At 38.0% G+C, this 25,897-nt stretch carries 27 protein-coding genes and 1 pseudogene; 12 read left to right on the top strand and 16 right to left on the bottom strand.

Translation table 11 applies throughout. The features are described from left to right. Positions 1–46: 46 nt before the first annotated feature. Complete coding sequence (locus BET01_RS01085) at positions 47–640, bottom strand: lactate utilization protein (RefSeq protein WP_120194911.1); 594 nt, start codon at positions 638–640, stop codon at positions 47–49. 423 nt (positions 641–1,063) lie between these two features. Then, a pseudogene (locus BET01_RS22465) lies at positions 1,064–1,252 on the bottom strand (fumarylacetoacetate hydrolase family protein); the annotation flags it as partial. 844 nt (positions 1,253–2,096) lie between these two features. Between BET01_RS22465 and BET01_RS01070 the strand changes: the two are divergent. Continuing rightward, positions 2,097–3,077 (top strand): NADP-dependent oxidoreductase, encoded by a 981-nt coding sequence (locus tag BET01_RS01070; RefSeq protein WP_120194909.1) that lies wholly within the window; start codon positions 2,097–2,099, stop codon positions 3,075–3,077. 304 nt (positions 3,078–3,381) lie between these two features. On the opposite strand, the gene BET01_RS01065 is transcribed toward BET01_RS01070, so the two are convergent. The 3 genes from BET01_RS01065 to BET01_RS01055 form a co-directional block, all read right to left on the bottom strand. Next, positions 3,382–3,708 (bottom strand): hypothetical protein, encoded by a 327-nt coding sequence (locus BET01_RS01065; protein WP_120194908.1) that lies wholly within the window; start codon positions 3,706–3,708, stop codon positions 3,382–3,384. A gap of 146 nt (positions 3,709–3,854) precedes the next feature. After that, positions 3,855–4,835, bottom strand: coding sequence for a GNAT family N-acetyltransferase (locus tag BET01_RS22285; protein WP_330512275.1), 981 nt, complete (start codon positions 4,833–4,835; stop codon positions 3,855–3,857). 126 nt (positions 4,836–4,961) lie between these two features. Continuing rightward, positions 4,962–5,678 carry a CTP synthase C-terminal region-related (seleno)protein gene (locus BET01_RS01055; protein ID WP_120194906.1) on the bottom strand — a complete coding sequence of 239 codons (717 nt, stop codon included), beginning with the start codon at positions 5,676–5,678 and terminating at the stop codon, positions 4,962–4,964. Positions 5,679–6,010: 332 nt separating this feature from the next. Here BET01_RS01055 and BET01_RS01050 point away from each other — a divergent pair, with 332 nt between their 5' ends. The 3 genes from BET01_RS01050 (at position 6,011) to BET01_RS01040 (ending at position 7,995) form a co-directional block, all read left to right on the top strand. Further along, positions 6,011–6,370, top strand: coding sequence for a molecular chaperone Hsp90 (locus BET01_RS01050; protein ID WP_120194905.1), 360 nt, complete (start codon positions 6,011–6,013; stop codon positions 6,368–6,370). Between the two features lie 458 nt (positions 6,371–6,828). Further along, the gene (locus tag BET01_RS01045; protein ID WP_120194904.1) at positions 6,829–7,482 is read left to right on the top strand and encodes a flavodoxin family protein; all 654 of its coding nucleotides are present in this window, start codon (positions 6,829–6,831) and stop codon (positions 7,480–7,482) included. 207 nt (positions 7,483–7,689) lie between these two features. Further along, the gene (locus tag BET01_RS01040; protein ID WP_120194903.1) at positions 7,690–7,995 is read left to right on the top strand and encodes a DUF6506 family protein; all 306 of its coding nucleotides are present in this window, start codon (positions 7,690–7,692) and stop codon (positions 7,993–7,995) included. Between the two features lie 376 nt (positions 7,996–8,371). Here the strand turns inward: BET01_RS01040 and BET01_RS01035 are convergent, their stop codons facing one another. Further along, positions 8,372–9,823 (bottom strand): serine hydrolase, encoded by a 1,452-nt coding sequence (locus tag BET01_RS01035; RefSeq protein ID WP_120194902.1) that lies wholly within the window; start codon positions 9,821–9,823, stop codon positions 8,372–8,374. A gap of 40 nt (positions 9,824–9,863) precedes the next feature. Further along, a complete protein-coding gene (locus tag BET01_RS01030; RefSeq protein WP_120194901.1) occupies positions 9,864–10,322 on the bottom strand; it encodes a DUF6790 family protein in 459 nt (152 codons plus the stop codon). A gap of 158 nt (positions 10,323–10,480) precedes the next feature. Between BET01_RS01030 and BET01_RS01025 the strand changes: the two genes are divergently transcribed. Both BET01_RS01025 and BET01_RS01020 read left to right on the top strand, forming a co-directional pair. Further along, the gene (locus tag BET01_RS01025) at positions 10,481–11,095 is read left to right on the top strand and encodes a TetR/AcrR family transcriptional regulator (protein WP_120194900.1); all 615 of its coding nucleotides are present in this window, start codon (positions 10,481–10,483) and stop codon (positions 11,093–11,095) included. A gap of 30 nt (positions 11,096–11,125) precedes the next feature. Next, positions 11,126–11,662, top strand: a complete 537-nt coding sequence (locus tag BET01_RS01020) for a flavin reductase family protein (protein WP_120194899.1) — start codon at positions 11,126–11,128, stop codon at positions 11,660–11,662. A gap of 69 nt (positions 11,663–11,731) precedes the next feature. On the opposite strand, the gene BET01_RS01015 is transcribed toward BET01_RS01020, so the two are convergent. Continuing rightward, the gene (locus tag BET01_RS01015) at positions 11,732–12,319 is read right to left on the bottom strand and encodes a TetR/AcrR family transcriptional regulator (RefSeq protein WP_330512265.1); all 588 of its coding nucleotides are present in this window, start codon (positions 12,317–12,319) and stop codon (positions 11,732–11,734) included. A 165-nt stretch (positions 12,320–12,484) separates the two neighbouring features. On the opposite strand from BET01_RS01015, the gene BET01_RS01010 reads away from it, so the two are divergent. Then, positions 12,485–13,669, top strand: coding sequence for an MFS transporter (locus BET01_RS01010; RefSeq protein ID WP_120194898.1), 1,185 nt, complete (start codon positions 12,485–12,487; stop codon positions 13,667–13,669). Between the two features lie 11 nt (positions 13,670–13,680). Here BET01_RS01010 and BET01_RS01005 read toward each other — a convergent pair whose 3' ends face one another. Together BET01_RS01005 and BET01_RS01000 are read right to left on the bottom strand one after the other, a co-directional pair. Continuing rightward, positions 13,681–14,700, bottom strand: a complete 1,020-nt coding sequence (locus tag BET01_RS01005) for an alpha/beta hydrolase family protein (RefSeq protein WP_120194897.1) — start codon at positions 14,698–14,700, stop codon at positions 13,681–13,683. Next, complete coding sequence (locus BET01_RS01000) at positions 14,690–15,322, bottom strand: GNAT family N-acetyltransferase (RefSeq protein ID WP_120194896.1); 633 nt, start codon at positions 15,320–15,322, stop codon at positions 14,690–14,692. The genes BET01_RS01005 and BET01_RS01000 overlap by 11 nt, the downstream gene beginning before the upstream one ends. A gap of 93 nt (positions 15,323–15,415) precedes the next feature. Here BET01_RS01000 and BET01_RS00995 point away from each other — a divergent pair, with 93 nt between their 5' ends. The 3 genes from BET01_RS00995 (at position 15,416) to BET01_RS00985 (ending at position 16,761) form a co-directional block, all read left to right on the top strand. Then, positions 15,416–16,210 (top strand): MerR family DNA-binding transcriptional regulator, encoded by a 795-nt coding sequence (locus BET01_RS00995; RefSeq protein WP_120194895.1) that lies wholly within the window; start codon positions 15,416–15,418, stop codon positions 16,208–16,210. Positions 16,211–16,372: 162 nt separating this feature from the next. Further along, a complete protein-coding gene (locus BET01_RS00990; protein WP_120194894.1) occupies positions 16,373–16,558 on the top strand; it encodes a hypothetical protein in 186 nt (61 codons plus the stop codon). A 26-nt stretch (positions 16,559–16,584) separates the two neighbouring features. Then, the gene (locus tag BET01_RS00985) at positions 16,585–16,761 is read left to right on the top strand and encodes a helix-turn-helix domain-containing protein (protein WP_243117087.1); all 177 of its coding nucleotides are present in this window, start codon (positions 16,585–16,587) and stop codon (positions 16,759–16,761) included. Positions 16,762–16,953: 192 nt separating this feature from the next. On the opposite strand, the gene BET01_RS00975 is transcribed toward BET01_RS00985, so the two are convergent. The 5 genes from BET01_RS00975 to BET01_RS00955 form a co-directional block, all read right to left on the bottom strand. Beyond that, the gene (locus BET01_RS00975) at positions 16,954–17,559 is read right to left on the bottom strand and encodes an MptD family putative ECF transporter S component (RefSeq protein ID WP_120194892.1); all 606 of its coding nucleotides are present in this window, start codon (positions 17,557–17,559) and stop codon (positions 16,954–16,956) included. A gap of 21 nt (positions 17,560–17,580) precedes the next feature. Further along, positions 17,581–19,071 carry an ABC transporter ATP-binding protein gene (locus BET01_RS00970; protein WP_243117086.1) on the bottom strand — a complete coding sequence of 497 codons (1,491 nt, stop codon included), beginning with the start codon at positions 19,069–19,071 and terminating at the stop codon, positions 17,581–17,583. Next, entirely contained in the window at positions 19,065–19,814 is a 750-nt protein-coding gene (locus BET01_RS00965) for an energy-coupling factor transporter transmembrane component T (RefSeq protein ID WP_147422787.1), read from the bottom strand. Before BET01_RS00965 ends, BET01_RS00970 begins: the two co-directional genes overlap by 7 nt. A 237-nt stretch (positions 19,815–20,051) precedes the next feature. Beyond that, complete coding sequence (locus tag BET01_RS00960; protein ID WP_120194890.1) at positions 20,052–21,800, bottom strand: ABC transporter ATP-binding protein; 1,749 nt, start codon at positions 21,798–21,800, stop codon at positions 20,052–20,054. Continuing rightward, positions 21,793–23,580 (bottom strand): ABC transporter ATP-binding protein, encoded by a 1,788-nt coding sequence (locus BET01_RS00955; protein ID WP_120194889.1) that lies wholly within the window; start codon positions 23,578–23,580, stop codon positions 21,793–21,795. The genes BET01_RS00960 and BET01_RS00955 overlap by 8 nt, the downstream gene beginning before the upstream one ends. Positions 23,581–23,779: 199 nt before the next feature. On the opposite strand from BET01_RS00955, the gene BET01_RS00950 reads away from it, so the two are divergent. Next, positions 23,780–24,751 carry a helix-turn-helix domain-containing protein gene (locus BET01_RS00950; protein ID WP_120194888.1) on the top strand — a complete coding sequence of 324 codons (972 nt, stop codon included), beginning with the start codon at positions 23,780–23,782 and terminating at the stop codon, positions 24,749–24,751. A gap of 69 nt (positions 24,752–24,820) precedes the next feature. Further along, on the top strand, positions 24,821–24,982 hold the full coding sequence (locus BET01_RS21480) for a hypothetical protein (RefSeq protein ID WP_158584957.1): 162 nt from the start codon (positions 24,821–24,823) through the stop codon (positions 24,980–24,982). Between the two features lie 91 nt (positions 24,983–25,073). On the opposite strand, the gene BET01_RS00945 is transcribed toward BET01_RS21480, so the two are convergent. Beyond that, positions 25,074–25,766: an aspartate/glutamate racemase family protein gene (locus BET01_RS00945; RefSeq protein ID WP_120194887.1), complete on the bottom strand. Its 693-nt coding sequence runs from the start codon at positions 25,764–25,766 to the stop codon at positions 25,074–25,076. Between the last annotated feature and the right edge of the window lie 131 nt (positions 25,767–25,897).

Here is a 25,897-nt window from a genome sequence, read left to right as displayed (position 1 = left end):
TGTTAGAATTCCGTAAAGATTAGTATCCTTAAAATCCTCGGTTAGATTAATACCCCAATTCCTGATCCACAAAAATAATTTCACACTTCATACCCATTGGTACACGTTCAATTACCGAAATAATACGGCAAATCCGGTTAGGGCTGTTACAATCATAACATTTATCTCCCTTAACCGCACATGGCGTTTTTACTCCCAATCGTCTAGCATTTAAGGGGGCAGCTACATTTTTACACCGAGAATATGCTTCGCTAATATTAGCTGTAATTTTATTTCTTCCTATAATGTAATAACAGGATTGAGGTCCAAAAGCAGTCATTGAAACACGATTTCCTGTTGCGTCAATATTTACAATTTCTCCTGTCTCCGTTATTGCGTTTGCACTGGATATATAGATGTCTGCACAATTTGCAAGTTTTCGCACTGCCATGCCTGGAATCTTATTGTGCCATACAACAGCATTTTTTTGTTGTAGAGCCTCAAACAAGCCCAGTTCCATCAAAGTTTCACTTCCTCCAAATCCGATCGTTTGATTTTGTAAAATATCGGTAAGGTAACAACAGGCAGCCTCCTTTGTAGAAAAAACTTGTGTTGTAAATCCGTGCCGCTCAAAGTTCTTTCTTATCTGCGAATACTCCATAAACTCATCTCCAATTTATATTCCATTTTTGACTATAATATAATTTCTTATTCAGCTAAATCTATTCATCTATATGAACAGGATACCACCAAACTTAATAACTATCAATATTAAATGTTCAATGTACACTAATACGTAAAATCTTATTTACTTGTTTATTATGTTTTAGAAATATAAAATCCCAATTGCATGTAAATATATTTTTTTACGATAGATTGGTATTACATAATATATCAACGCAGATTATATGATTACGTAAGTTCATATTTTACAATTGGAAAAGTTGCAATTTCTATATCTTAAGATTTCGCATAAATTCCATTCTAGTAACGGAGTATACGCTCGTTTTTGTATTTTTCTCGTTAGCATACTCCTTGCGCAATGACATCCCAATCTTTACAGCTATTTTTCGTGAAGGAACATTTATCCACTTTTGATACGAGAATATTTCATCGAAAGCCGTTTTACCACATTTTCTACAAAGCCAATTTGGTCAATCTCCAATCGAATGGTATCATCGTCCTTCAGTAAATGTCCATTTTCTAAGCCGCTACAACCTGCGATTGTTCCAGTACCCATAAATTTACCGGGATATATTGTCTCGCCTTTTGATGCATAGGAGAAGACCCTATTTCTATAATGACAGTATAATAAGTATAAGTTATAATAACAATAAGTTTTTTTGTTCTGAAAGGGAGGATAATTATGATAGAAGCATCTAACTTAATAAGCATAATTTTAGGGTTTGTTGCATTGTTGCTACCTTTGTTGTCACTTGTTCTATGTAACAGTATCAACAATTTCAAGTATGCTATTATTACAGCTATAAGCTTCATATGTTGCGCATTCTCAATATGCTCACAGCTTTTTTATACCAGTTATTTGGTAAGGATAAAAGATTGGACAGCTCTTTCTGACACTTCTTATGATACAGCATTGATTTCCGTGTGGCTGGTTAGCGTTATATCTGTTATTAATATTGTAGTATCGATAGTCTTTTTTAGTAAAAATAGGAGAATACATAAATCTTCGTAAACCTGATTTGTGATAACTTAGATGTTGATTTTTCTTCCTTAGGATCATGGATAAATGTATTTGTTAATTGCGTTAAATAATAGTCCAAACACTTGTCTCTTAAATCATACGTATCAATGAAATGGAGGTAAATTATTCCTCAATTTACGTTAGCCTTTTCTGCGATTTCACCAATCGTATTATTTTCAAACTCTTTTTCTAAAACAAGTGTCATAAAAGCAACCATAATTATCTGTTTAGATTTTTAAATTCGTCTATCCATCTTAATACTCTCATTCATATTAATAATTAACATATTGAACTTAATTGTTGATTTCTCAACAATCTCCATACTATTACTTATTGAACCACCTAAATGTAGCTGATAATATACAATTATTCAACACACATTAAATAAGGAATGTTTAAAAGGAGATAAAATATGAAAGCAATCGGTTTAACAAGATTCGGTAACCCCGGTACATTTGAAGAAATAGAAGTTAATTTACCAGATTTAAGTGAAGTCCAAGTACTTATCGAAGTGAAGGCTTCTTCAATTAATCCAGGCGATGAACCTTTACGTACGGGAGAAATATTTAACAGCTCTGTTGGAGGCCAATGGTCCAAGAAATTACCAATCATTCTCGGAAGTGATGTTGCTGGTGTCGTAAAAGCTGTTGGAAAAAAGGTTACTCGGTTTAAAGTCGGTGACCGTGTTATGGGATTAACAATCCATTCAGGAGCATATCAAGATTTCGTTGCAATAGATGAGGATCATCTTGCAAACATTTCAGAAGATATACCATATGAGATCGCTGGTGCTGCTTCTACAATTACGTTAACTGCGAAGCAAGCATTATTTGATTATGGAAACCTTATAAAAGGCCAAAGAGTTTTAATTCAGGGTGGTGCCGGGGGTGTCGGGCATGTGGCTGTACAATTAGCGAAAAAACATGGTGCTTATGTTATAACAACTGCAAGAAAAGATAAACATGATTTTGTAAAAGCTTTAGGGGCAGATGAAGTTTACGATTACACTGAATTTGATATTGCAGATATAATCCACGAAAAAGTCGACTTGATAATTGACACTGTTATGGAGTCATCTATGATTGAAAATAATGGTGCTTTAGGTAAGGTTGGGGAAAAGAGCTTTTCTGTTATTAGAGACAGTGGAAAATATGTATCGATTGTTTCTTTTGGAATAAATAATTATCCGATGGAACGAAACATCAAGGCATACTTTTTCCAATCTAAGCCAAACCACTCGGACTTTGAAAAAATTGTGAATTGGATTGAAATGAAAGAACTGAAAATTCATATAGACAAAAATTTCCCCCTATCGCCTCAAGGGGTAGAAGAAGCTTACAATAATAGCAAAAAGCAATCGAAAAAGGGACGAGTTTCTGTTTCAAAAATTTAAAATAAGTAAAACGACATTATTATGTGAGGAGCGAAGGCCAGATTGAGATACGAGACCGTACAAAGTTCGTGTAAACTCGAATTACTTATATAATAAATTAATTGTATTTTATGAGCAAGGCCATTTTTTTATTGGTTCTTGCTCATGTTTGTATTATAAATCTGTTTCTTTGTTGCGAAAATGGTACTTGGAGTACCCCCTTATTAAATTAGGAGATATTTTAAGATAATGTTGAAAGTAAAAGATTTTTAAAAGAAGCAGTTTGACCTTACTTAATTTATCTTTTAAGAATAATCTGGAACAATTAAGCATTATGATTCTCTAAATAATTAATAATTTTTTCTGCTTTTATAGCATATTCTATTTCACTTTTTGTACTCTCACCTATGTATCCAGTTTTATTAATCACATAAATTTCATCAGACATATCGATTTTTCTTTTATGTATATCATCAAGCATTACTTTAATTTCAGGAGTGATGGCATTTCCAAACTCACCATCAGCATGTCCAAACAACCCTACTGAAATTACAATATTACCTTCTAGAGTTAATTGCTTTTGTACTTCTAAGAACTCATCTTTAAACCTCGTACTTCCACACAAAGTTATTACCTTATATTTTCCTACCATAATAGCCCCCTCCATAAAAATTCTATTGCTTTTTTAATAATACAAGGAAATTTTATAACTATCAATATTAGATTTTTAATGTATACTGCTTAATTAACCCCGAATTTGCTAGTATGCGCCTAGGCCTGACTTGGATAGCCCATAGTTTAAGTGGATAGATCTTTTTCAAAGCAAATGGCATTGATATTGTTTTCATATTTACCATAGTTTGGTATTTCCTTATATCCATTGTGTCTGTAAAATAAAACTGCTTTCGCATTAACGACTCGGGTTTCTAGGCGTAGAGATTTGTACCCCATATCAACTGCCTGGCATTCAAGATAGGAAAGAATTTTGTTCCCAATTCCCATACCTTTTTCTTTTGCGTACATTCTTTTGACTTCGGCTGTTGTTTCATTCATAGGCCTAAAAGCGCCACAGCCAATTGCCTTGCCACTTTGATTCCTGGCAATTACAAATATAGCTTTATCGTTACAGACATCATTAGCGTCAAATGAGCTGTTTCCATTATCTCCGGTTATATCTTGAAGGCATTTTGATAGCTCATTCAATAAGGATATGGCCTCAGTAGTAAATGGGTTTTCTGCAGAGATAGTAATTTCTTTTGCTTTTATATTAGTTTCCTTATTATTTACTAATTCATACGACGGATGATATAGCCCTGTTGGTTTATAATAGTTTTTCCCTATATACAGGAAACCAAGCTTGGTTAATAATTTTGCTGAAGCCTTATTTTGTGGGTGGTGTCCGGCATACAGTTTTTTAGCTTTTAATGTTTCAAAGCTATATTCAATGACCGCCTTAGCGGCTTCAGTTGCATAACCCATTCCCCAGAATTTTTTGCAGAGATGAAATCCAAGTTCATAGGAATATATTTCAGATTGAAAAGGACGAATACCGCAACAACCAATCAATTCCTCTGTGGAAGGTTCAAAAATAGGCCAGTATTGTATATGTAGGTGTTCGTCATTATCAATTTCTGTTTTCAATCGTTGATGGACATCTTCATTTGTGAACATGCCAGTAGCACAAATAAACTGAGTAACTTCTTTGTCTCCCCATAACTGAATGGCTAAGTCTATGTCATCCTCGTTCCATTTAGAAAAGCCTATCCGTTCTGTTTTCATAAAAAACTCTCGCATTTAATCACCTGTTATTCTAAAAATGTTATTATGAGTAATTACTATCTATTTAAATGGAAACGTTCCCGCTTATCCATCTAGTATCATTGATAAAATAGGAGATTACCAAAGTTATATTTTCTGCTTGCTAAATGCCTCTACACTTTTCAAATAAGCAAGAATAAGTTTATGAGGATTTTCCCGCGTTGAACTTAATTGGGGCTGAAAAAGAGTAGCAATAAAAAAAATATTCTGAGGTAATTCAAGTATTCTCGTGTCGCCCATTTTATCTGTTCCTGCAACTACGAAACCGTGACTTATTAATTGGTCTCTGAATTGGTGGTTTAATCCGAAATTACAATTATATCTCTCTTCTAATTGTTTCACTCCATATATTTGTGCGACTCTTGTGCCTTTCGTTAATAAAATACTTCTTGATTCTCCAATCAGCGAACAGCTAAGTGCTGCGATAAATAGATTCGGTATATACGGATCAAATTCCATTTTATTAATTTCTGGTAAATCAAGAATATCACGGGCAAATTCTAGCACTACATGTTGAAACCCTCCACAAGTTCCAATAAAAGGGTAGTTGTGTTCCCTTGCAAATTGAATCCCATTCATTGCCCCTTGCGCACTTTTATAAGGGCTGCCCGGTGCACACCATAAACCATCGAAGCTTTTTAAGCTCTGTCCGCAATCATTTTCTATAGAATCGGTGGGAATCCATTGTGTTTCCTGTTGTAAGCCCAAGTAGGAAGCACAATGTTCTATGGCTTCATTAGTGGCAATATGAGACGGACGTCCGTCGTAATCACCTATTACACCTATTTTAATCATTGACTTCATAACATCCCTTCTTAGATTAAACGCCTTCACAAGTAAATATTTGTAAACTAGATTATTACTACTTTTCAATTACTATAATTACCCATTCTCATTTGAAGCCATGATATAGTGCATATGCAAATTCCTGTTGTGTCGTATCTTATTAATCCAGTATCCTTTAGGTCATCAATGATTATACTCCTCTATAAATCAATATTCAATTATCCAGTAACAATATTTCGTTTAAGCCTTTATTTATTAGAATGCCATATATAGTTGCTATCTTTAATTTGCAACTTTAAAATAATTATGGTAAGATGCAATTAAAATCCAATAAAGAGAGGGCATTCGATATGAACAAGGATATATTTGATTTTACCGTTAGTAAAACTCACGAATTAATAGGCGCTTCTTCATGCAGCAGTGAGGCAAAGGCAGCAGCTCAGAACTGGTTAGATGCCATTGGAACTGAAAACGAAGCTATAATTACAAAAAATTATATTGATGAGCTAGAAGCTGATATTATGCCGATTGAAAATTTAATTGGTTTTGCAGAATCTGATACTGGCATTCAAATGTTTGGATCAGAACTTGCTAATAATATTGCTTCACATGCAAAGAAAATCAAATCCGATGGAGCTAAATATTGCGATTGTCAGGCTTGTGCATCTGCAGTAGCTATTATTGAGAAGAAAGATGAAATACTTAAGTAAGAGAAGATTAATAGTCAAAGTCCTAACGCATCAGCCAATAAAAAGGAAGATGCGTTTTTTGATTTCCTTTTTAATATAGAATAAGTCAGTTATGTTACTTTTATTTTAATTTATAGCATCCGTAACCTACCAAGCATTCTGGTGTATTCTTTCGGTTATCGTATATTCTTTTTGCATTATGCAAGGAGCATTAGCACTAGTTTTACCCACAGCTATAAAACATGGCATAAGGTATTCTTCTGGAAAATTTAAAACTTTTCTTGCCCAGCCCCCCTAAACCACGACATCATAAAAGGAGAATGGCCAGTAAGAACTGTTGAAAGAAAAAGGATTTCTCTCATGAAGCTAACAAAAAAGTGCGTAATGTACAACTTGATTATAAATTGCTATAATTAGCTCAAACAATGGATATCTTAATGAAATCTCGTATATATAATTAAAAACAAGGGAGGTTCAAGATGAACGTATTGGCGGTAAATGGAAGTCCTCGTAAAAATGAGAATACGGCTGTGCTGCTTCAAAATGCCATAAGAGGTGCAGAAGAAAATGGGGCAGAGACAAGATTGGTCAACCTTTATGAATTGAATTTTAAAGGTTGCGTCAGTTGCTTTGCGTGTAAACGAAAAGGCAGTGATTGTAATGGGGTCTGTGCAGTAAGAGATGATCTTAAGGAAGTTTTTGAATATGCGTTGTCCTGTGATGTGATACTTCTTGGTTCTCCCATCTATTTTGGGAATGTCACCGGAGAGATGCGTTCTTTCCTTGAACGTCTGTTATTTCCCATTCTTACCTACAATAAAGGGGAAAGATCCATATTTCGAGGAACCATAACATCGGGATTTATTTATACCATGAATGTCCCAAAAGATATCATGGAAAAGATCAATTACGATGCCATATTTAAACAAAACCAGCAATTGCTTCAACTGTTTCATGGAAATTCAGAGATACTTTTAAGCAATGATACCTATCAATTTCATGATTATTCCAAGTATGACGCTTCCAGTATCGACGAGAGCCATAAAGCCAAAGTAAAGAAGGAACAATTCCCAATCGACTGTCAAAGTGCATTTGATTTGGGCGTTCGGCTGACTAATGGGATTAAAATATAAAAATCACTGACACATATATGCTTCCATCAATAATGGGCTCTAATGAAAAGAAGCTCGGGAGAGGCACAGCTAGTTCGACTCGCGAATTAATTTGCTTAAATTATGTTCTAATTAATCTCACTAGAAAAATAGACATTAAAAAAAGACAAGAGTATACTATATAAGTAATTATAGCTTTAGGGATACATTAAAGAGGAGGAATTAGAGATGAAAGTAAATGTAGCATTTATATTCGTAGCACCAGAAGTTGACTATAAGGTACATAGAACCGTTTTAGATACACCAGTAGTTAGCTTAACAGTCGCTGGGGTTCAAAACTATGATGAAGCCGAAATTGTCGCTAAAGAACTGGTGGAAGAGGGCGTAAGTGCGATTGAATTATGCGCTGGCTTTGGAAATGAGGGGATAGCTCGTATTAGTAAAGCAGTAAAAGGGAAAGCAAGTGTTGGTGCAGTAAAGTTCGACCATAACCCTGGGTTCGATTTTAAAAGTGGAGATGAGCTGTTTCAATAAAGACGGATGAAGTTCAGTATCCATACCGCTATTGCCAGCCTTTTGAAATTTAACACAGTTACCGCTAAGAGACATTCTTCTGTTTTTTAAGAATGCCTCTTTTGTAATCTTTACTCATTTTTTTGTTATTACGATATAAAAGATTGATTATATTCCGTTGCATTAATTCTAACTGTTCCCACGTATGTTGTTCTTGAAAAGACAAGGACAATTTAATACTTTTTCTTGGACCGGGGATATACAATAAAATTCGGTGTAAAATTAGCAATGTCTAATATTTTATTATCTCTCTGGTCCTACATACCTGGGAAATGGAGATAACGCTAATTCGAGTCGTTCCATATACTTAATGGTTGAACCAAAACTTCCCCTCAAGTTATTTCCTTCCCTTTTTAAACTGTATTTCTTTTACACTTTGCTCGAAAGGTATTGAAACATAATCAATAGATTTTTTACTACTGCCATGAAAGCTAACGGTAATGATATAAACGTCATTCATGGTCATAGTAAAGACATCATCGTGTATATGCTTCAATTTATATTCTACGTTATTATAAATTAAATTTAGGCACTCTTCCTGTTTTACAATATGAATCGTACCATAACCGGGATTTTCAAATATTCCTGTATAATTGTCAAGGGAGTGAGACGGTTTTATATCTTCCTCTTGAGATTTGATCTCAGATTTGTTAACACCGGTGGTAGATTCCATTGCTTTTATAAACTCACTTTTAATCATTCCACTCCAATCCACAAGTTCATCTCCCAAAATTCTATCATAGATAGAATACGTGATAGGAATCGTCCAAAAAGGAGTGTTTGTATTGCTAAGAATGACAATGCCAAGATTCTCATCTGGTAAAAAACTAACATAGGAAGAAAATCCATCTATATTTCCTGCATGATGTACATGTTTTCTCCCACGGTAGGACTCAACAAACCATCCTAATCCATAAGAAGAAAACTGTACCTCGTTAAAATCCCAAGGTACTAATTTACATGGAATTTGTGTAGAATGCATTTGTAATATATTTTTTTCTGATACAATCTGAGTCCCATTTACTTTCCCTTTTTCCAGATGAAACATAAGCCATTTAGTCATATCCGTTAAAGTGGAATTAATACCGCCGGCTGGTTGCGCTTGATCTAAATTTCTAAATTCAAGCGGGTGAACTTCATCTCCCTTTAATGCATATGGCAAGCTGTAATCGGATGATTTTTTTGAAACCTCAACTGAAAAATTACTGTTATTCATCCCCAGTGGCTCAAATATTTTTGCTTTTATAAATTCGCTCCAAGACATTTTAGTTACTAATTCGATTACATAACCAATAATAATATACATAAGATTATTATATTGCCATGTCTCTCTGAAATCTTTACTGAGATCTAGATGTTTCATCTTAGCTATTAAATCGTTAGGAAGTAATGAGGTATTATCGAGCCATACCATATCGTGCCGTGGTAATCCAGAGCGGTGGCAAAGCATGTCTCTTAGGGTAATATGTTCACCAGCATATTTATTCTTCATCTCAAACTCAGGGATATATTTTTTGATGGGAGCGTCGAAATCAAGTGTCCCTTCCTCTACCAACATTGTTATTGCTAAAGATGTGAACGCTTTGCTTGCAGATCCGATTGCAAATAATGTATCCTTTGTTACGTTTCGATTTTGCTTGACATCTCTTAACCCTAATTCACCTTCAAACAATAGTTCTCCGTCTTTAATGACAGCAGCGGCCATTCCAGTCACATTCCACTCTACCATTTTCTCCTGTAAAAACTTATTAAGATCATTGGGATTTTTAGAAATACTTATATTTCTCATATCTACTCTCCTTTGTAATATAATGTGTTTTAAGTAATATTTACTGTAGGATATAAAGTAAAATCCAGGATATTGGCATAAGAAGATCGGGGATAATCGTCCAAGTATTGTGAGAGGCATAATTCCTTTTAACCACCATTTCCCATAAATGATACACTCCGGCTAACAAATAGAGAGGGGAGGCAATTACAATAGCGGCCAACCAAAACTCCCCACGATAAAAAATACATAGAAATCCAGCAAGTGCGTATCCGAATTCTGCAAAACCAAGTTCTTTTTGAAACGGGCTTCCCTTTTTCCAACCGATTAATTCCGCCACCCGATCCGAATAAAACACATGACAGACAAAGCTAACCAGTCCGGAAAGGGTAAGAGTTACCGTCAGCTGGTAAAGCAACAGATTGTGGCAGACGGTTGAAACAGTATTAATAGCTGGATTACAAATAGTTGTAACAACACCAAGTACGATACCAATTATCCAGGTAATAAGAAAAATCATTGTTCATCCTCCATATAGATATTATTTTTTATCTCAAAATATGAGTTAATGCTCATGTTACGCTTCGTTATTTATTTTGTCAATAAAAATAAAAGTTTTTTTCCTATTATTGACAAAAAAAATGTAGTTGCTTATAGTAGATTTAGGAGGTGAATCAAATGGAATCAAAGAAAACAATACGAGAGCCCCAGCAGGTTCGTAGCATACAGACAAAGGAAAAGATATTAAACGCAGCTTATAAGCTGTTTTGTGAGAAAGGCTTTTATAAGACAACCACAAATGAGATCGCTAGGGTTGCAGAGATTTCCATTGGTAGCCTTTATGTATATTTCAGGGATAAAGACACTATCTTACTGGAACTATTGGATCGATACAATGAATCCTTTATGATCGTTCATGAAGACTTAGACCTTAATATGAAAAACTACACACACGATCTGAAGCTATGGCTTAAGCAGTTTATTAAAGATATGATTAAGATACATATGGACTCTAGAGAGTTAAATCAGGAATTGATGATTTTATGTCATACCATACCAGAGGTTGCGGCAGTGATGGAGAAACAACAGGAAAAAGTTCAGAATATAACGCTTGATCATCTTGTATGCTTTAAAGATATGTTTCGCGTGAAAGATCTAGAAGCAGCCTCAATCGTAGCAAAGAATCTAATCAGCTCAACGGTTGACCAGGTTGTGTTTTATGAAAACAAGATTAACGATGAGCGTATCATAAGTGCAGGTGTAGATGCTGTTTACCAATATTTAATTGGTTAAACCAATATAAATTTAAGTAAGGAGAGGGAAATGAAAAAAGAAATTGATGTATTTGAATACGCCAGTGAGATTTTAAAAGCAGTTAAGAAAGGTGTTTTGTTGACAACAAAGACCGATGAAAAAGTAAATGCCATGACCATTTCCTGGGGGACACTTGGGATTGAATGGGGGAAACCGATTTTCACAACATTTGTCAGACAAAGTCGGTTTACAAAGCAGCAGTTGGATAAGAGTATGGAATTTACCATTAATATCCCATATGGAGACTTTGATAAAAAGATTTTGGGGATATGTGGATCGGAGTCCGGTCATTTGGTGGATAAGATTGAGAAACTAAATCTGACACTGGAACCCCCTGTCGCAGTATCTGCTCCGGCCATAAAGGAACTTCCACTGACTCTTGAATGCAAGGTCATATACATACAAAAGCAGGTGGAAGATGCGATGACAGAAGAATACCAAAAGGCGTGCTACCCGCAGGATGTGGATGGCTCTTTCCACGGTGCGAACAAGGATTATCATACCGCTTACTATGCCGAGATCGTCAGTGCTTATATTATTGAATAATATAGTGAAAACATAGCCTTTAGCCAAAAGGTGAAGACATCCTATTAAGAAGAACCTCTTTTTGGTATATTAGTTTTTTAAATCCAAGCCTGCAAAAACATACCCAATCAGTTGCTCCACAAAAGTGGAATCCACTTTCTCCCCGGTAATTAAAAGCCGATAGAAGATGGGGGCAAAAATCAGGTCAATGCTCAGTTCGATGTTAAGATCTTTGCGTAATTCCCCTCGTTCAATTCCACGTTCCAGGATATGTTTGGAGATTAATCTACGAGGGTTGAAGTAACGATTGCGGTATTCTTTCGCCACCTTTTCATCTGTTTGTCCTTCTGCGATCAGCTCTGTGATGACTCTTCCCTTAGGACTAGTCAGGAATGAAGCTAGATTGTCGGCCTGTATCATAAGATCTTCTTTTGCGGAGCCTGTATCTGGCACCTCTAACATTAATTCCGTGGCTGCAAAAAATCCATCCAGCACCACAGCCGCCTTATTGGGCCACCATTTGTAAATGGTGGCTTTACTTACGCCCGCCTTTTCTGCAATCCCTTCCACCGTAATAGAAGGAAATCCATTTGTTATCAAAAGTTCATAAGATGCATCCAAAATGGCTTTCTTTGTTTTTTCACTCCGGGGTCGCCCTATCTTTTTCTCTATTTCCATACTCATTTCCACCTCATATCTCTTTTTTACTTAAAATCAGTTTAAATACGCTGCGTTCATTATAACATAGAATATTATAAAAAAATAGAGTTGACAAAACGAAACGCTGCGTATATTATGTAATTAGTAAACGATGCGTTTAGTATTTAAAGGAGGATAATTATAATGAATACTGTAAAAATGGAAGAAAAGAAAATTCCCCGCTCACTCATACTTCTTTTAGCTGTTTCTTGTGGGCTGATTGTAGCAAATCTGTATTACTCCCAACCCCTGGTTGGCCCTATCCGTGAGGCTACGGGAATCTCTGCTGGATTGTCTGGTCTGATTGTAACTATGACCCAGCTTGGTTACGCCGCAGGGCTTTTATTTCTTGTTCCATTAAGTGACTTAATGGAAAATCGGAGATTGACCATATCAATTCTTTTCATTGCCATTATAGGACTTGTAGTAGCACCGATGGCAAAGAATACAGGACTCTTTTTTGTGGCAGCGATTTTAATTGGAATCGGATCAGTTGCTGCCCAGGTCTTAGTTCCCTTTGCCGCTCATCTAGCCTCTCCCAAGGAAAGAGGAAAGGCAATTGGCAATGTAATGAGCGGACTTTTGCTTGGAATTATGCTTGCAAGGCCTACATCCAGCCTAATTACCGGATACCTGGGCTGGAAAGCAGTATTTTACTTATCCGCTGTTATAATGATTGTTCTAGTCATTGTTTTAAACAAGCTTCTCCCGAAACGAAATCCCAATCCCACAGACAGTTACCAGTCCATCCTTATATCCTTATGGCATCTGATTTCCAGTATCCCCTTACTTCGCCGCAGAGCGTTTTATCAGGCTGCATTGTTTGGAAGCTTTAGCTTGTTTTGGACGGTGGTTCCTCTTTATCTTTCCCAACACTTTAATCTTAACCAGAAAGAGATTGCATTGTTTGGGTTTGCAGGAGTGGCAGGGGCGGTGGCTGCACCCATAGCTGGAAGACTTGCAGACCGTGGATATTCAAGAGTTCTTACGGGAATTGCTTTCTTTCTCGCCGCATGTTCCTTTGCTCTGACCCACGTATTTACAGGCAATAAAGAAGTATCCTTATTCTTGTTTTGCGCGGCAGCAATTCTCCTTGATATGGCTGTTTCTGGAAATCTTGTCTTGGGACAGCAGGCCATCTATTCTCTGGGAGATGAGATTAGGGGAAGGGTTAATGGCCTGTTCATGGCAGTGTTTTTCCTAGGAGGTGCCGCCGGGTCAGCGTTAGGTGGCTGGGCTTATGCACAGGGAAGCTGGAATCTTGCCTCCATATTGGGGTTATCACTTCCGGTGTTTGCATTTCTTTATTATCTGAAGGAGAAAAAGTAAGGAATCCCGATTTACTTTTTGGATTGGTCAATGGTAGCCAGGAAGCGGACGATTTCTTCATAATAAGTTTTGTCTGCCAACTTTTTTGGGGCGAACAAGGCGGTTATAAAGGTAAGAGATTTGTAGTTGACCAAGGGGGCTTTTAGCATAAAATGATCTGTAGTTGGGATTAAAGTAACACTCAAAAGCTCCTTTGGGACCTCTTTTTCAAAGACCTCTTTTGTATTGGCACTGTCCACATTGACGTCCTTACCTCCTAAGATCAGTTTTACAGGACTATAAAAGTGTCTGATGTCCTCTGTGGAATCGGACTTATAATTTTTCAAGATAAAATTCCAACGATCTTCGGACAAATCTTTGTCTGCCATGCCACTGTTATGGTATTCCTGGTAGGAGGCATTTTTCTCAAGCATGGATACGGACCATTCATATTTGGAGAGGGCCTCTTTCTGTTCTTCTAAGGACTTATTTTCCTTTTTCATAACCGATAAGGTATTATAGATGCCCTGATCAATCCAGTTTACGGCAGGAGCCACCAGAATCTGAAAGGCAACGGTTTTATCTAATCTAGCCACCTTAGGGATGACCCAGCCAGCCTGACTGGCTCCCCATAGACCGATTCTGTTGGTATCAATCTCAGGTTGTGTCTTTGCCCAGTTCATAACCTCCACAGCTTCTAGTGCTCTGTCGTCCATGGTCTGCTTCAACCAATTTCCAGAAGAACCACCAATTCCCGGCTTACTAAAGGATAAGGAGGCATAACCATGTTTCGCAAGCAGTTCCCATAATGGCTTATATTCGTCATGGTAGGAAGCATCCACAGGACCGTCCCCATGGATAAATACAACAAGACCAACCTTATCCTTTTGATTCTTAGGTAGTACCAAATTACCCATTAAGGTTCCCTTTGAGGTTTGAATCTGCACAGAAGTCACTTTCATGTCAAAGGAATTTTGATACAGGATAATGATGGTGCCAAGGGTTATGAGGAGGAAGAGACCTCCCAGTAATTTTAATAATTTATGCTTCATTATTTTTCTCCTTACTTTCCATTAGATTTTTTCTCATAAATTCCCACTTGTTTACTCCCATAAAGAAACCTTTTAGGGGACTATGAATCTTTTCCATATCTTGAAAGCCATCTCTTAGATATAAATGTTTTGCTTTATTATTCAAAGCTACCGTGAGATAGAGCTCTTTGAATTTCTTTTCCCTTAATATGTTTTCTGCGTGAGATAAAAGGGCCTCTCCAATGCCCTGGCCTCGGAAAGAAGAATCCACCGCGATGTGTTCCACATAGCATCTCCCAGTAGGATATTGTTCAAAGATAAAGAGTTTTAATAGGAAAAATATCATTTGGAAAAAACCGAAGCGGTGGCAGAGGAAGAGGAACGGGATTTTCTTCCCTAGATTTCGGGGGTGTCCGTACCGTACCAATAAGACGCCTGACACCTTATTACCTGTTCTGGCAATCAGGTGGAGACAACCAGGTTCATGTTCCTTTATATTCCATACAGAAGATAAAATTTGTTTGATGTTTTCTGGTGATAACTTCTGACGAAAGATAAATTTACTTTTAAAAGAATCCACCAGCAGGGAGATGACCGAATCATAATCAGAGTCGGTATATGGTTCAATGGTAATATCTTTCATTTTATAACCTCCTTTACAAAGCTTGTTTCTATGAGTTAATATAATTATAAACTCTTGAGTTGTTCAAGAGTCAAGTCTAATCTTGGAGGCTATATGGATCATCTATTTCGAATTGGTCAGATCAGCAACTTATACGGAATTTCCATTGATACGCTGCGCCATTATGACAGAAAAGGATTGTTAAAACCAGTGGTTGATCCGGAAAGCGGATACCGTTATTATACTCTTGAACACCTAGATAAATTGGAGATGATTTTGGTTGGAAAATATCTGGAGATTCCATTGGATCAGATGAAGGCGCAGATGGAAGAAGAGAGCATAGAAGGATATCTTTTTATGATGGAGGAACAGAGTCATTATATTGAAGAGAGACTTTTGATGCTAAAAAAACTAGGTCAATACACCAGGGAGATGACATTGCTTTTAAAAGAGATTCAAGGATTTACAAATGATGATACTTTTTCTAATGTGATTGTTAAGGAAAAAGAGGACATAACCATTTACCATGTGGATCTTAATGAGATCCTGTCAGGCAAGGAAAGCAGCCAAGTCAAAGGATTTGAAGCTTTTGAGCAGTGGTTTGGTTATGAGATGGATGAAGAGGGGAATCTAATGGAAGACGACCAGACAATTGGTTTATCCCTTCATGCTCATATGTTAAGCAAAAAGCAACTGAATAAGATCTTTCAGGGAGCAAAAAAAAGCCGCATTCAGGGAAAATACCGCCATATTAGTTTTTGGGGAAGTGAGATAAAGCTTAAAGATTACATTCAAAGGCTTAGCCTTCATTTTCATCTTGAGAATCAGACTTTTTATGTGAAGTTTCGCTTTGCTCTGGTTCACAAGGAGAAACCAAATGAATATTACGCAGAAATATATTTTACTTAAATCACTCCTTAAAAAATGACAGGCATTATTTGGAAACAGAAATGCTATTGACAAAGTTTATCTAAAAGAGTATAAGTTTAATTATCAATCGCAATGGAGTTTTTGGCTCCCTTGCGATTTTTTTACCCATTTACTAGTTTTCACTATGAAGAGGGACCGCCTATGAAGGAAAGAAATCGCACACAGATGTTGCATCCGAAGCAACCGGGTTTTGTTCTGGTTACGGGAGCATACAAGAAATACAGTCTTATCCAGTACGGAATTTCCCATTTTTATCAGTTTGAGGCAGAGTGTGATTTCATGACGGCGATTTCCGATGCCTGTGTGGATATTCTCTTCGATACTTAAATAAAGTCATTACAGAAGAATTTGGTATGGGACCCAAAGAGCTTCTTCGTATCATCCGGTTTCAAAATGCCATTGATGAGCTGACAAAAACCGTGAGCAAGCCAGATATGACAAGAGCGGCCCTTGATACGGGATATTATGACCAGTCACATTTTATTAAAGATTTTAAGGAATTCACGAACCATACGCCCTCCAAGTATTGAAACAGTCTTATGATAAATAGCTATAAGGAAAAGCTTAAAGTCATTACGGCAGTATAAGACTTGCCTAGAAAGTTATGAATAGGTAACCTCTAAACGAAGCAATTATCCATGGATTGCGATATCCTAACATTGAAATCGTCGGAAAAGCCGTGTTAAACAATTTGGGCAAATATGGGTAACTGTATCTGCAGTTTAAACCATACCTGCTTTTTCAAAATGCTTTTTCAGCAAATTGCGTCCTAGAAGTGCCCCTATAAATGAACAAATAATAGTTGCCACAAGAGCAATGTAGAACATGGGCCCGTTGGCAAGATTAAGAAGATTTTCCACATACGCTGCTGAGGATCCCCTTCCGGTTGCGTACTCCATATAATATTGTTTTTGGAAATGCATATTGAACATGAATCCTAGCCAAGTGATTACTGTCAATACAGCAAATCCAATTGTATTTCTCCAAAAACTGGTATATTTGCCTGTCGCAGATATAACCTCAGCAAGGCCACCTCCTATTAAAATTGCAATGGGTACCGTTATGGGATTGCCCATAACAAAGTATATAATAGCAAAGAGAATTGACTGTACAATAATGGCATTTTTCTTTGGTGTTTTGGCTCGCATATACATATAGATAATTCCGCAGGGTATTGCGGCAATTGCACCGTGGAAAACAAACCCAGTGGGTATCATTCCTGCTATCCCTGCAACTAGGAACATGCAAATAGCAAAAAGCAATGTAAAAATAGAAATATTTATTAAGTCCTTGCTTGACAAGCTGATTTTCTTTCCTTTCGTATTCATACGGTATTTCTCCTTTTCGTTTTATATATTTGCGAAAAAACGTAATAATTTATGTTGATTTTCTTTGTTAACCGAATAACATTCGGCAATTACCCCTTCTTCGATTTCAATTACGTAGTCACAGGTATTCATTAAAAATTCATAGTCATGTGTGATGACGATGATTTCTTTTCCTGTCTCTTGCAGTTGTTCTAAGAGCGTATGTACTCGCAGCATATTGCTGTAATCCAGTCCACTGGTAGGCTCGTCTAGAATAAGAATGTCTGCATCTTGTGCAATACCAGCAGCAATTGCCAATCGTTGCTTTTGCCCACCGGATAAGCTCATAGGATGCTGTTTGGCAAATTCGTTGAGTGATAAAAGGGTTAAAATCTTGGTGGCATCAGTGGTTTTCTTGTTCCTGCTACTTTTTAGGGAAAGCTCCACTTCGCCTATTACACTGTCGCTAAACAGCTGATAATTTGGGTCCTGCATGACAAGATAGTTCTCACCGGATCTATGTTTGTAAGGCTGTTCTTTGCCACAATAGAAGATTTTGCCGGAACTTTCTTTGGTAAGTCCGCATAAGCACCGTGCAAAAGTAGATTTGCCATGACCGTTTTTTCCAATAATTGCAGTTGTTTTATTTTTTTGCATGACACAGCTTATATCCCGTAAAACAGGGGCATTTTTCGTATATGCCACATTGAGGTGCTCCACAGTAATGGACGATTCCTCTTGCTTTGTATTCCTATGAGTCTCAAGCGGTACCTGTGATAAGTTCCATGCACGAAGGCCCAATTTGATTCTCTGCTCTTTGCTGACTTGGCTGAACTCGTTGGCACTCCACTCTTGAACGATTCGACCTTTTTCCATATATAAAACGCGATCCACAATGTCTGCCAAATAATACAGTCGATGTTCCGCGATTAAAATGGTTTTTCCTTCCCGTTTTAACGTTTCAAGAACCTCTCGCAATTGATTGGTTGCAATTGCATCCAGATTTGCGGACGGTTCATCTAAAACAAATATATCCGGCCCTAACGCATAGGCAGAAGCAATTGCAAGCATTTGCTTTTCTCCACCTGAAAGGGAAAAAATGTTTCGATTCAACAGTCGATCAATCTGCAAATCCTCAACTGTTTTTTTAACTCTCTGTAATATTTCCTCTCTGCTTATACCTAAATTTTCGCACCCAAAAGCAATTTCGTTTGTTGTGTCTAAATTAAAAAATTGGCTGCGTGGATTTTGAAAAACTGAGCCTACCTTCATGGAAAGCTCATCAAGCTTCCAGCTTGTGACGCTTTGTCCGTCAATGTTGATTTCTCCGCTGAGTTCTCCTTCATAGAAATGAGGGATCAAGCCATTCACAATTCTGGTGAGGGAGGTTTTGCCACAACCACTTGCTCCGGTTAAAAGGACGCATTCACCACGGCGAACTGACAGGTTAATATCCCGTAGCCCCTCCTCCGGACGGCTTGAATAAGTAAAGTTTACATGTTCCATTTTTACAGCGAATTGATTGCCTACCATACGCCACCTCCTACGAAAGCAAATACCAAATTTGCAGAAAATAATACTGTAAAAACAAGATCCATTGCGCTAAAATGAGTCTGATACAAAGAGGTCCTCTTCTTGTCTGAGTCGATTCCTTTGGTCACTGCCGCAGCAGACAATTCCTCAGCGACGACAGAAAGCTGCATGATTAAGGGAACCATAATATACTCCATCATTTGCCCCGGAGATTTTAAAATATTCCAAGGTGTAAAGCAAATGCCCCTCACTTTTGCGGCCTCCAAAATCCCCTTGCTTTCTTCTTTGATTGTAGGGAAAAATCGCATGATTACCACGATGGGAATTGTAATCTGGCGGGGGGTATGCATGGCTTGGAGAGATGATGTCATCTCGCCAACCTGGGTGGTTGACATGAGTAAGGCTGCAAACATAAAGGTAGGGAATATCTTTCTTGCCATAATTAGTACAACAGACAGCATTCCTACGATTGTATTTTCAACCCTTAGTGTAAGTAGGATGAAAAGTGCCATTGCTCCAAAGAAAATCAAATTTTTAATGGCCAGACCATAACTTCGGTGGTATATCATCGCAATGGTAATCAGGGCTATGCAAAGCGTTTCACACAAGATATTGTTCTGAACAAAACTGGTTATGTTTACGATCAAAAGTATCAACAGCTTTGTTCTAGGCTCTATGGTTCGCCTATAATCACCATAAAGTGAAACTGTGGAAATTGCCATATTTTGTACTCGTTGAATCAATTTAATCTTCCTTTCTGGGGAGGTGCAAAATAAAAGACTTGCCACATCATTATTTTCAGCGGGTTAGACGAAGCTAACTGCATTGCTTATTATTGCGTGGAGCGGTTCATTCGTCAATAGATTTTTCTGGCATTTGACAAATTGCAAAAAAAAAAGATGAATTTGCAAAAATATAATAACAATAAAGAGCAAGGAAAAAGAGCCAATCTTTTCCCTTGCCATATATTGTTATGTTATCTAGGTCTGCTTCATAGCGCCAACGCCCCATACGGAGCTTTCCCTTTGCAATTCAAACAGATGATGGTACAATCCGTTTGATTCCATCAGTTCTTGGTGTCGGCCCATTTCTTGTATTTTTCCCGCATTAAGGACAACAATTTTGTCGCAATCCTCTATAGAACGCAATCTGTGGGCGATAATCAGCACCGTCTTGTTGCGAGTCAGTTTACCAATTGCTTCCTGAATGAGTGTTTCGTTTTCTGGGTCGAGAGAAGCTGTAGCTTCATCCAAAAGCACAATGGGCGCATTCTTGAGAAAAGCTCTGGCAATGGAAATGCGCTGTCTTTCTCCGCCAGAAAGGGTTTTTCCGTTTTCTCCGATGACTGTGTCATAGCCATGGGGGAGCTTAAGAATAAAATCCTCGCACCGAGCCATTTGGGCAGCCGCAATAATTTCTTCCTTTGTTGCCTCCAGCTTTCCAATTTTAATGTTGTTGTATATCGTATCATTAAACAGTACCACATCCTGAAATACAATAGAAAAATAGCTTAGAAGAGTTTCCGGATCAATTTCATTGATATTTTTACCGTCAATTAAAATCCTTCCATCGCTTACATCCCAAAAACGCGAGGCCAGCTTGCTCAGTGTACTTTTGCCACAGCCGGATGGGCCGACCAGGGCTGTGATTTGTCCTTGCTCAGCCACAAAGGATACGTCATGGAGGACGGTGTCGGTATTGTAGGCAAAGGAAACATGGTCAAATGTAATGTCAAAAGAATTTAGGACGATAACTTGTTTTCCTGTCTGAGCAGGGTAATCTCGTATTTCACGAATTCTTGAGGCACTGACAAGCGAATAAAAGAACTCACCTATTTTAAAGAAAACCGTAGTGAGAGGGTCATAAATACGAGCCGCTACAAAAAGAAACAATAAAAATCCAATGAAATCAAGCTCTCCGTGTGTTACCAAATAAGAGCCTGTAACTACCACAAGTCCTAACCCCACGCGTAAGATGTTATAGGCGCTGCTGATGAAAATTCCCATAATTAGTTCATAAACCATAGCGGTATGAACTACCTTCTTGATTTTCTGTTCTACCCGCATACGGTAGGATTCCTTTTGGGGAGATGTTTGTACCAGTTTTATATTTTCCAGATACTCCTGAATGCATTCACTGACACCCAGCTTTGCATTTCTGTTCTTTCGATTGGAAGACGAACTGACCTTGTGGGAAATTGCGAGTACGGAAAGCGAAATGGGCAGGCAAATAAATAGGCTCAAGCTCATTCGCCAGTCATAGCAGAATAAAGTCAGTAAAATGACAGTGCTCGAAATAATACCACCGAAAAGCTCACAAAGTCCAGTTGCCAAGGTATGTTCCACCGTGGTAGTGTCGTCCATCAACGTGCTGGTTAGATCGCTTAAATCTCTGTTGCCAAAGTAGGAGAGAGGCAGTTTCCTTATCTTTTCGGCAAGTGAGATGCGAGCATTGGCACTTTCCTCATAGGCAGCAACATAGGTTTCTTTGTAAGTCCAGCGGTAAACCCAATAGATAAACAGCAACAGAAGCAGTGCCATACTCCAATATGGAAACAAGGGGATACTCTTTGTACTCTTTCCAAAATACTTCTGAACCATGTCCGATGCAAGTAGCATCAATAATACAGCCGGAAGCATAACACTAATATTATGCAATGCGGTAAGCAAGATTCCCTTTCTCACATTTGAATAGCCTTTATCTGTTAACGAAAACGTATTTTTAAGCATGGGTTTTCCCTCCGATTTTCCATGATGTGCCAGACTGATATTCCTTGTACATACCTGCATAAAGGCCACTAAGTTCTAACAGTTCTGTGTGTGAGCCCCGCTCGGCAAGTCTGCCGTTTTTTAGCACTAAAATCTGCTCGGCTGAGGTGATGGTGGAGAGACGATGAGCAATCATAAGCACTGTCTTTCCTTGCATCAAAACATCCAATGCTTTTTGGATTTTATATTCATTTTCCGGGTCGGCAAAGGCTGTCGCTTCATCTAGCAGTACAACAGGCGAATCCTTTAAGATTGCTCTTGCGAGGGCAATGCGCTGCATCTCTCCACCGGAAAGATATACGCCTTTGGTGCCAATAACCGTGTGTATGCCATCGGGTAGCTTTGCTAGGATGTCATCGCATTGTGCCAGAGAAAGCGCTTTTAGAATCTCTTCCTCTGTGGCAGTCGGTTTGCTGAACGCAACATTTTCTGCAATGCTCATTTTAAACAGATTCACATCCTGAAAGACAAAGCTTACCTGACTTAGCCACTGGTCGTAATCCATATCTTTTACGTTTACACCCCCAACACAAATGCTACCATCATCCACATCCCAAAACCGAGCGATTAAATTGGCAACCGTACTCTTTCCCCCGCCGGATGCACCCACCAGAGCTGTAACAGTGCCTGCTTTTGCGGTAAAGGAGAGCTGATCTATAGTTTTGGATCCGTTTTTTTCATATTGAAACGAGACAGAATCAAAAACGATATTGTAGGAAGATGGCTTTTGAGAGTTTATAGCCTGTGGCATCTGTTTTTCGTTTAAAAGACTTTCAATCGTATCCAATGCCTGCGTTGTAATCAGTTTATTGGAGGAACTGTACATGACTTTCATCAGCATGACAGCAACCAAAGGAGTGAATACAATAAAAAATATAAAACTCAGGATAAATCCTTTCGGATTAGAGGATATCTGATAAAAAGTGATACCTGCGGGTATAAGTACAAAAAAAATTCCATGAACGCAAGCAATGTAGCCGCTCATTGGTTTTCCCATAGATAGTGAATATTGTGTTACAAAACTTTTGTAATTCATAATGGAATCATGAAAGTTCTTAAAGGAGTGTACCGTTTGCCCAAAAACCTTAACAACGGAAATACCTCGCACATATTCAACGGCTGCATTGCTCATATCAGCCTGAGATTTTTGATATTGCTCCAAAAATCCGCTGCTCTCCCCCTGAAGCATAGAGCCTAATATCACAAATCCTATGGCGATTGGAATCAGACAAATCAGCGCCAAACGCCAGTCGAAAAGAATCATACTCACAAGAAATGCCAGTGGCGTCACAACAGCCTGTGTTAAATCAGGAAGCTGGTGAGCTACAAAATTTTCCATACTTTCTGTATTTCTTTCAATGATTTTGCGAAGCTTACCGCTGGGGTTTGATATATGGAACCCAAGTGGAAGTTCACCTAGATGACGTATCAATTGAATTCTCAAATTTGCCATAAGATTAAATGCGGCTAAATGAGAAAATAACAGCCCCAATCCATAGAGCATAAATGAAAATCCAGTCAGAGTAACCGCCATCCAGCCAAAGTGTGCCATTTGCTCACGATTGAGCAGGGTGAGATTTTCCCCGGCTTCCAGCAGTGTTTGAGCGGCAAAATAGATGCAGATATACGGTCCTAAGCTTAAGATTCCTCCCAGTGCAGAAAAAAGCCACGACAAAATCATGGATATTTTATACGTTCCCGCATAGCTCATTAAGCGGGGAAGCAATGTTGTTTTTTTCAATTGTTTTCCTCTTCCTTTTATTGTATTTTCGATTTGCTGTAAACATCTTTTAAACCATAGAAAAGCATGATATAATAAATGAGTTAGTGCAATCTAACTACACTGTATTCTATTCTATAGATACAGTCAATTGGTTTGCACTGCATATGACAGACCGCTAAAAAGGTTTGTGAATTTGCAAAAGAAGGGGGCTTTATCAGTGGAAACAATCTTGGAACAACTCTATTTGCCGTTATTTTCAACCTTAGGATTTCGTGAAACAAAGGCACCCTCCAATTTTAAGCGTTGCGGATTATATTATGAACTGGATTCTTCTGTTGGGACAGGTTACTATTGGATTTACCCGGTAGAGGCGCTGTGTGCCATAAGCACCTATCATTTTGATTTTAAGGAAAACTTTGCACTGCAATATGAGCACCCATCCTTTTTGAATCTGGGAAGCTACAGCTCTCCTATGGCAAAAATGATTTATGATGGCATAAATTTGCATACGGAAAACCTGCTTGGTTATGTTGGACAGGAAGAACGATATGATCAAAAGATACAAAAAGAAACGCCCATCAGCAGTATGGGGCTTTCCTTTTTACCGGAATTTAGTGAGAAGTTCCTGTCAGATCGATATCCCAAAAGCTTTCAAGGATTAGAGCGTATATTGCCTAAATTAAACGGCAGCGATACAATTCCCGAAGTATCAATGGCGCTCAAACAAATTCGTGCTGCTAGGCCATCTGCCGCTACAGCGAAGATGTTTTATGAAGGTAAAATTCTGGAGATCATTGCACTGATCATGCAATGGGAAGAAAATCAATCCATGTATACTTCAAAATCCCCTATTCCAGACTGGGAGATGGAGAGCTTGCTTAAAGTACACGCTTACCTGGACCAACATTACACAGCCCATATCTCCTTAAATACTCTTGTTAAAATAGCCTGTATGAGTCAGAATAAATTGACGGGTGCATTCAAACTCGCTTTCGGAACAACGATTACAGAACGAACCCAGGCCCTACGGATTGAAAAAGCCAAACAAATACTACTAAACTCTGATTGGGATATTAGCAGAGTGGCGAATGCAGTGGGGTATAAGAGACACGCCAGCTTCTCTGTTTTGTTCAAACGAATGACTGGACTAACACCCAATGAATTCAGAAAACAATGGCAAATGTGTTGAATCTATTTTAGTATTACGTCGAGTATTGTTAAATTTTTGAGCCTATAAATACAAAGGACAGAGAGCTTGATGAGTCCTCTGGTGGGTCTTATTGTCACCTTATGGATCTTTGTAAACCTTGGATTCAATGCGCATATTGTTGGATTTTTATGGCTGTTATCTGGATTTTTATATCTGGTGTGGGTCACAAGATTTTTTAGAAGTCCGGTTCCACAGCTAGATATGACTTGATTTACGGTTGACTTTATATCGGAAAGACAAAAAGAAAGAGAAAACAGCCTGAAACTTAGGGCCGTTCTCTCTTTCCTTTTTTGTCTTAGTTTTATGAATTGCAGGCAAAACGCGCTGCTTCCTGTGCATGGATTTTAGCGGTATCAAATACAGGAAGTGAAGTATCAGCCTGTCCGATCATCAGACCGATCTCGGTACAGCCAAGGATAACACCCTGTGCGCCCATCTCCTCCAACTGACTGATGATGCGCAGATATTCCTTCTTTGAATGGTCTGATACGATGCCCAGGCATAGCTCTTCAAAAATCACTCGGTTTATAATCTCAATGTCATTAGATTCAGGAACTAGGATTTCCAATCCGGCCTCCTTAAGCTTATCAATGTAAAAGGTCTGAGTCATGGTGTACTTTGTTCCAAGCAAAGCCGCTTTTGTAATATGGTTTTGCTTTAATACCTGGGAAACGGCTTCTGCTATGTGAAGAATGGGAATGGATATGGCTTCTTGAATCTGCGGCACCACCTTATGCATGGTATTGGTGCAGATTACGATAAAATCGGCACCGGCAGTCTCAAGCGCTTTAGCAGCATTAATCATGATACTGGCACAAGCCTCCCATTCCCCTTTGGACTGGTGTTTTTCAATTTCATAGAAATCTATGCTGTTTAGGAGGATCTTTCCAGAGTGCAGACCTCCAAGCGTTTCTTTCACTGCTGTATTGATGATTTGATAATAAGTCATAGTACTTTCCCAGCTCATTCCGCCGATTAATCCAATGGTCTTCAATCGTATCGCCTCCAATTTTGTATTTTTTATCTTCCTATCCTATCACAAGTGAAGATGGTTTACCACTGTGTGGCTGAGACTTTTTCTTAACAATAAAAGGTTTTTCTATTACTGCATTTACTTGAATGGAA

This window comes from Lacrimispora algidixylanolytica (assembly GCF_003609635.1).
GTDB classification, from domain to species: Bacteria; Bacillota; Clostridia; order Lachnospirales; family Lachnospiraceae; genus Lacrimispora; species Lacrimispora algidixylanolytica.
This window is presented reverse-complemented; position numbering and strand designations above follow the sequence as displayed.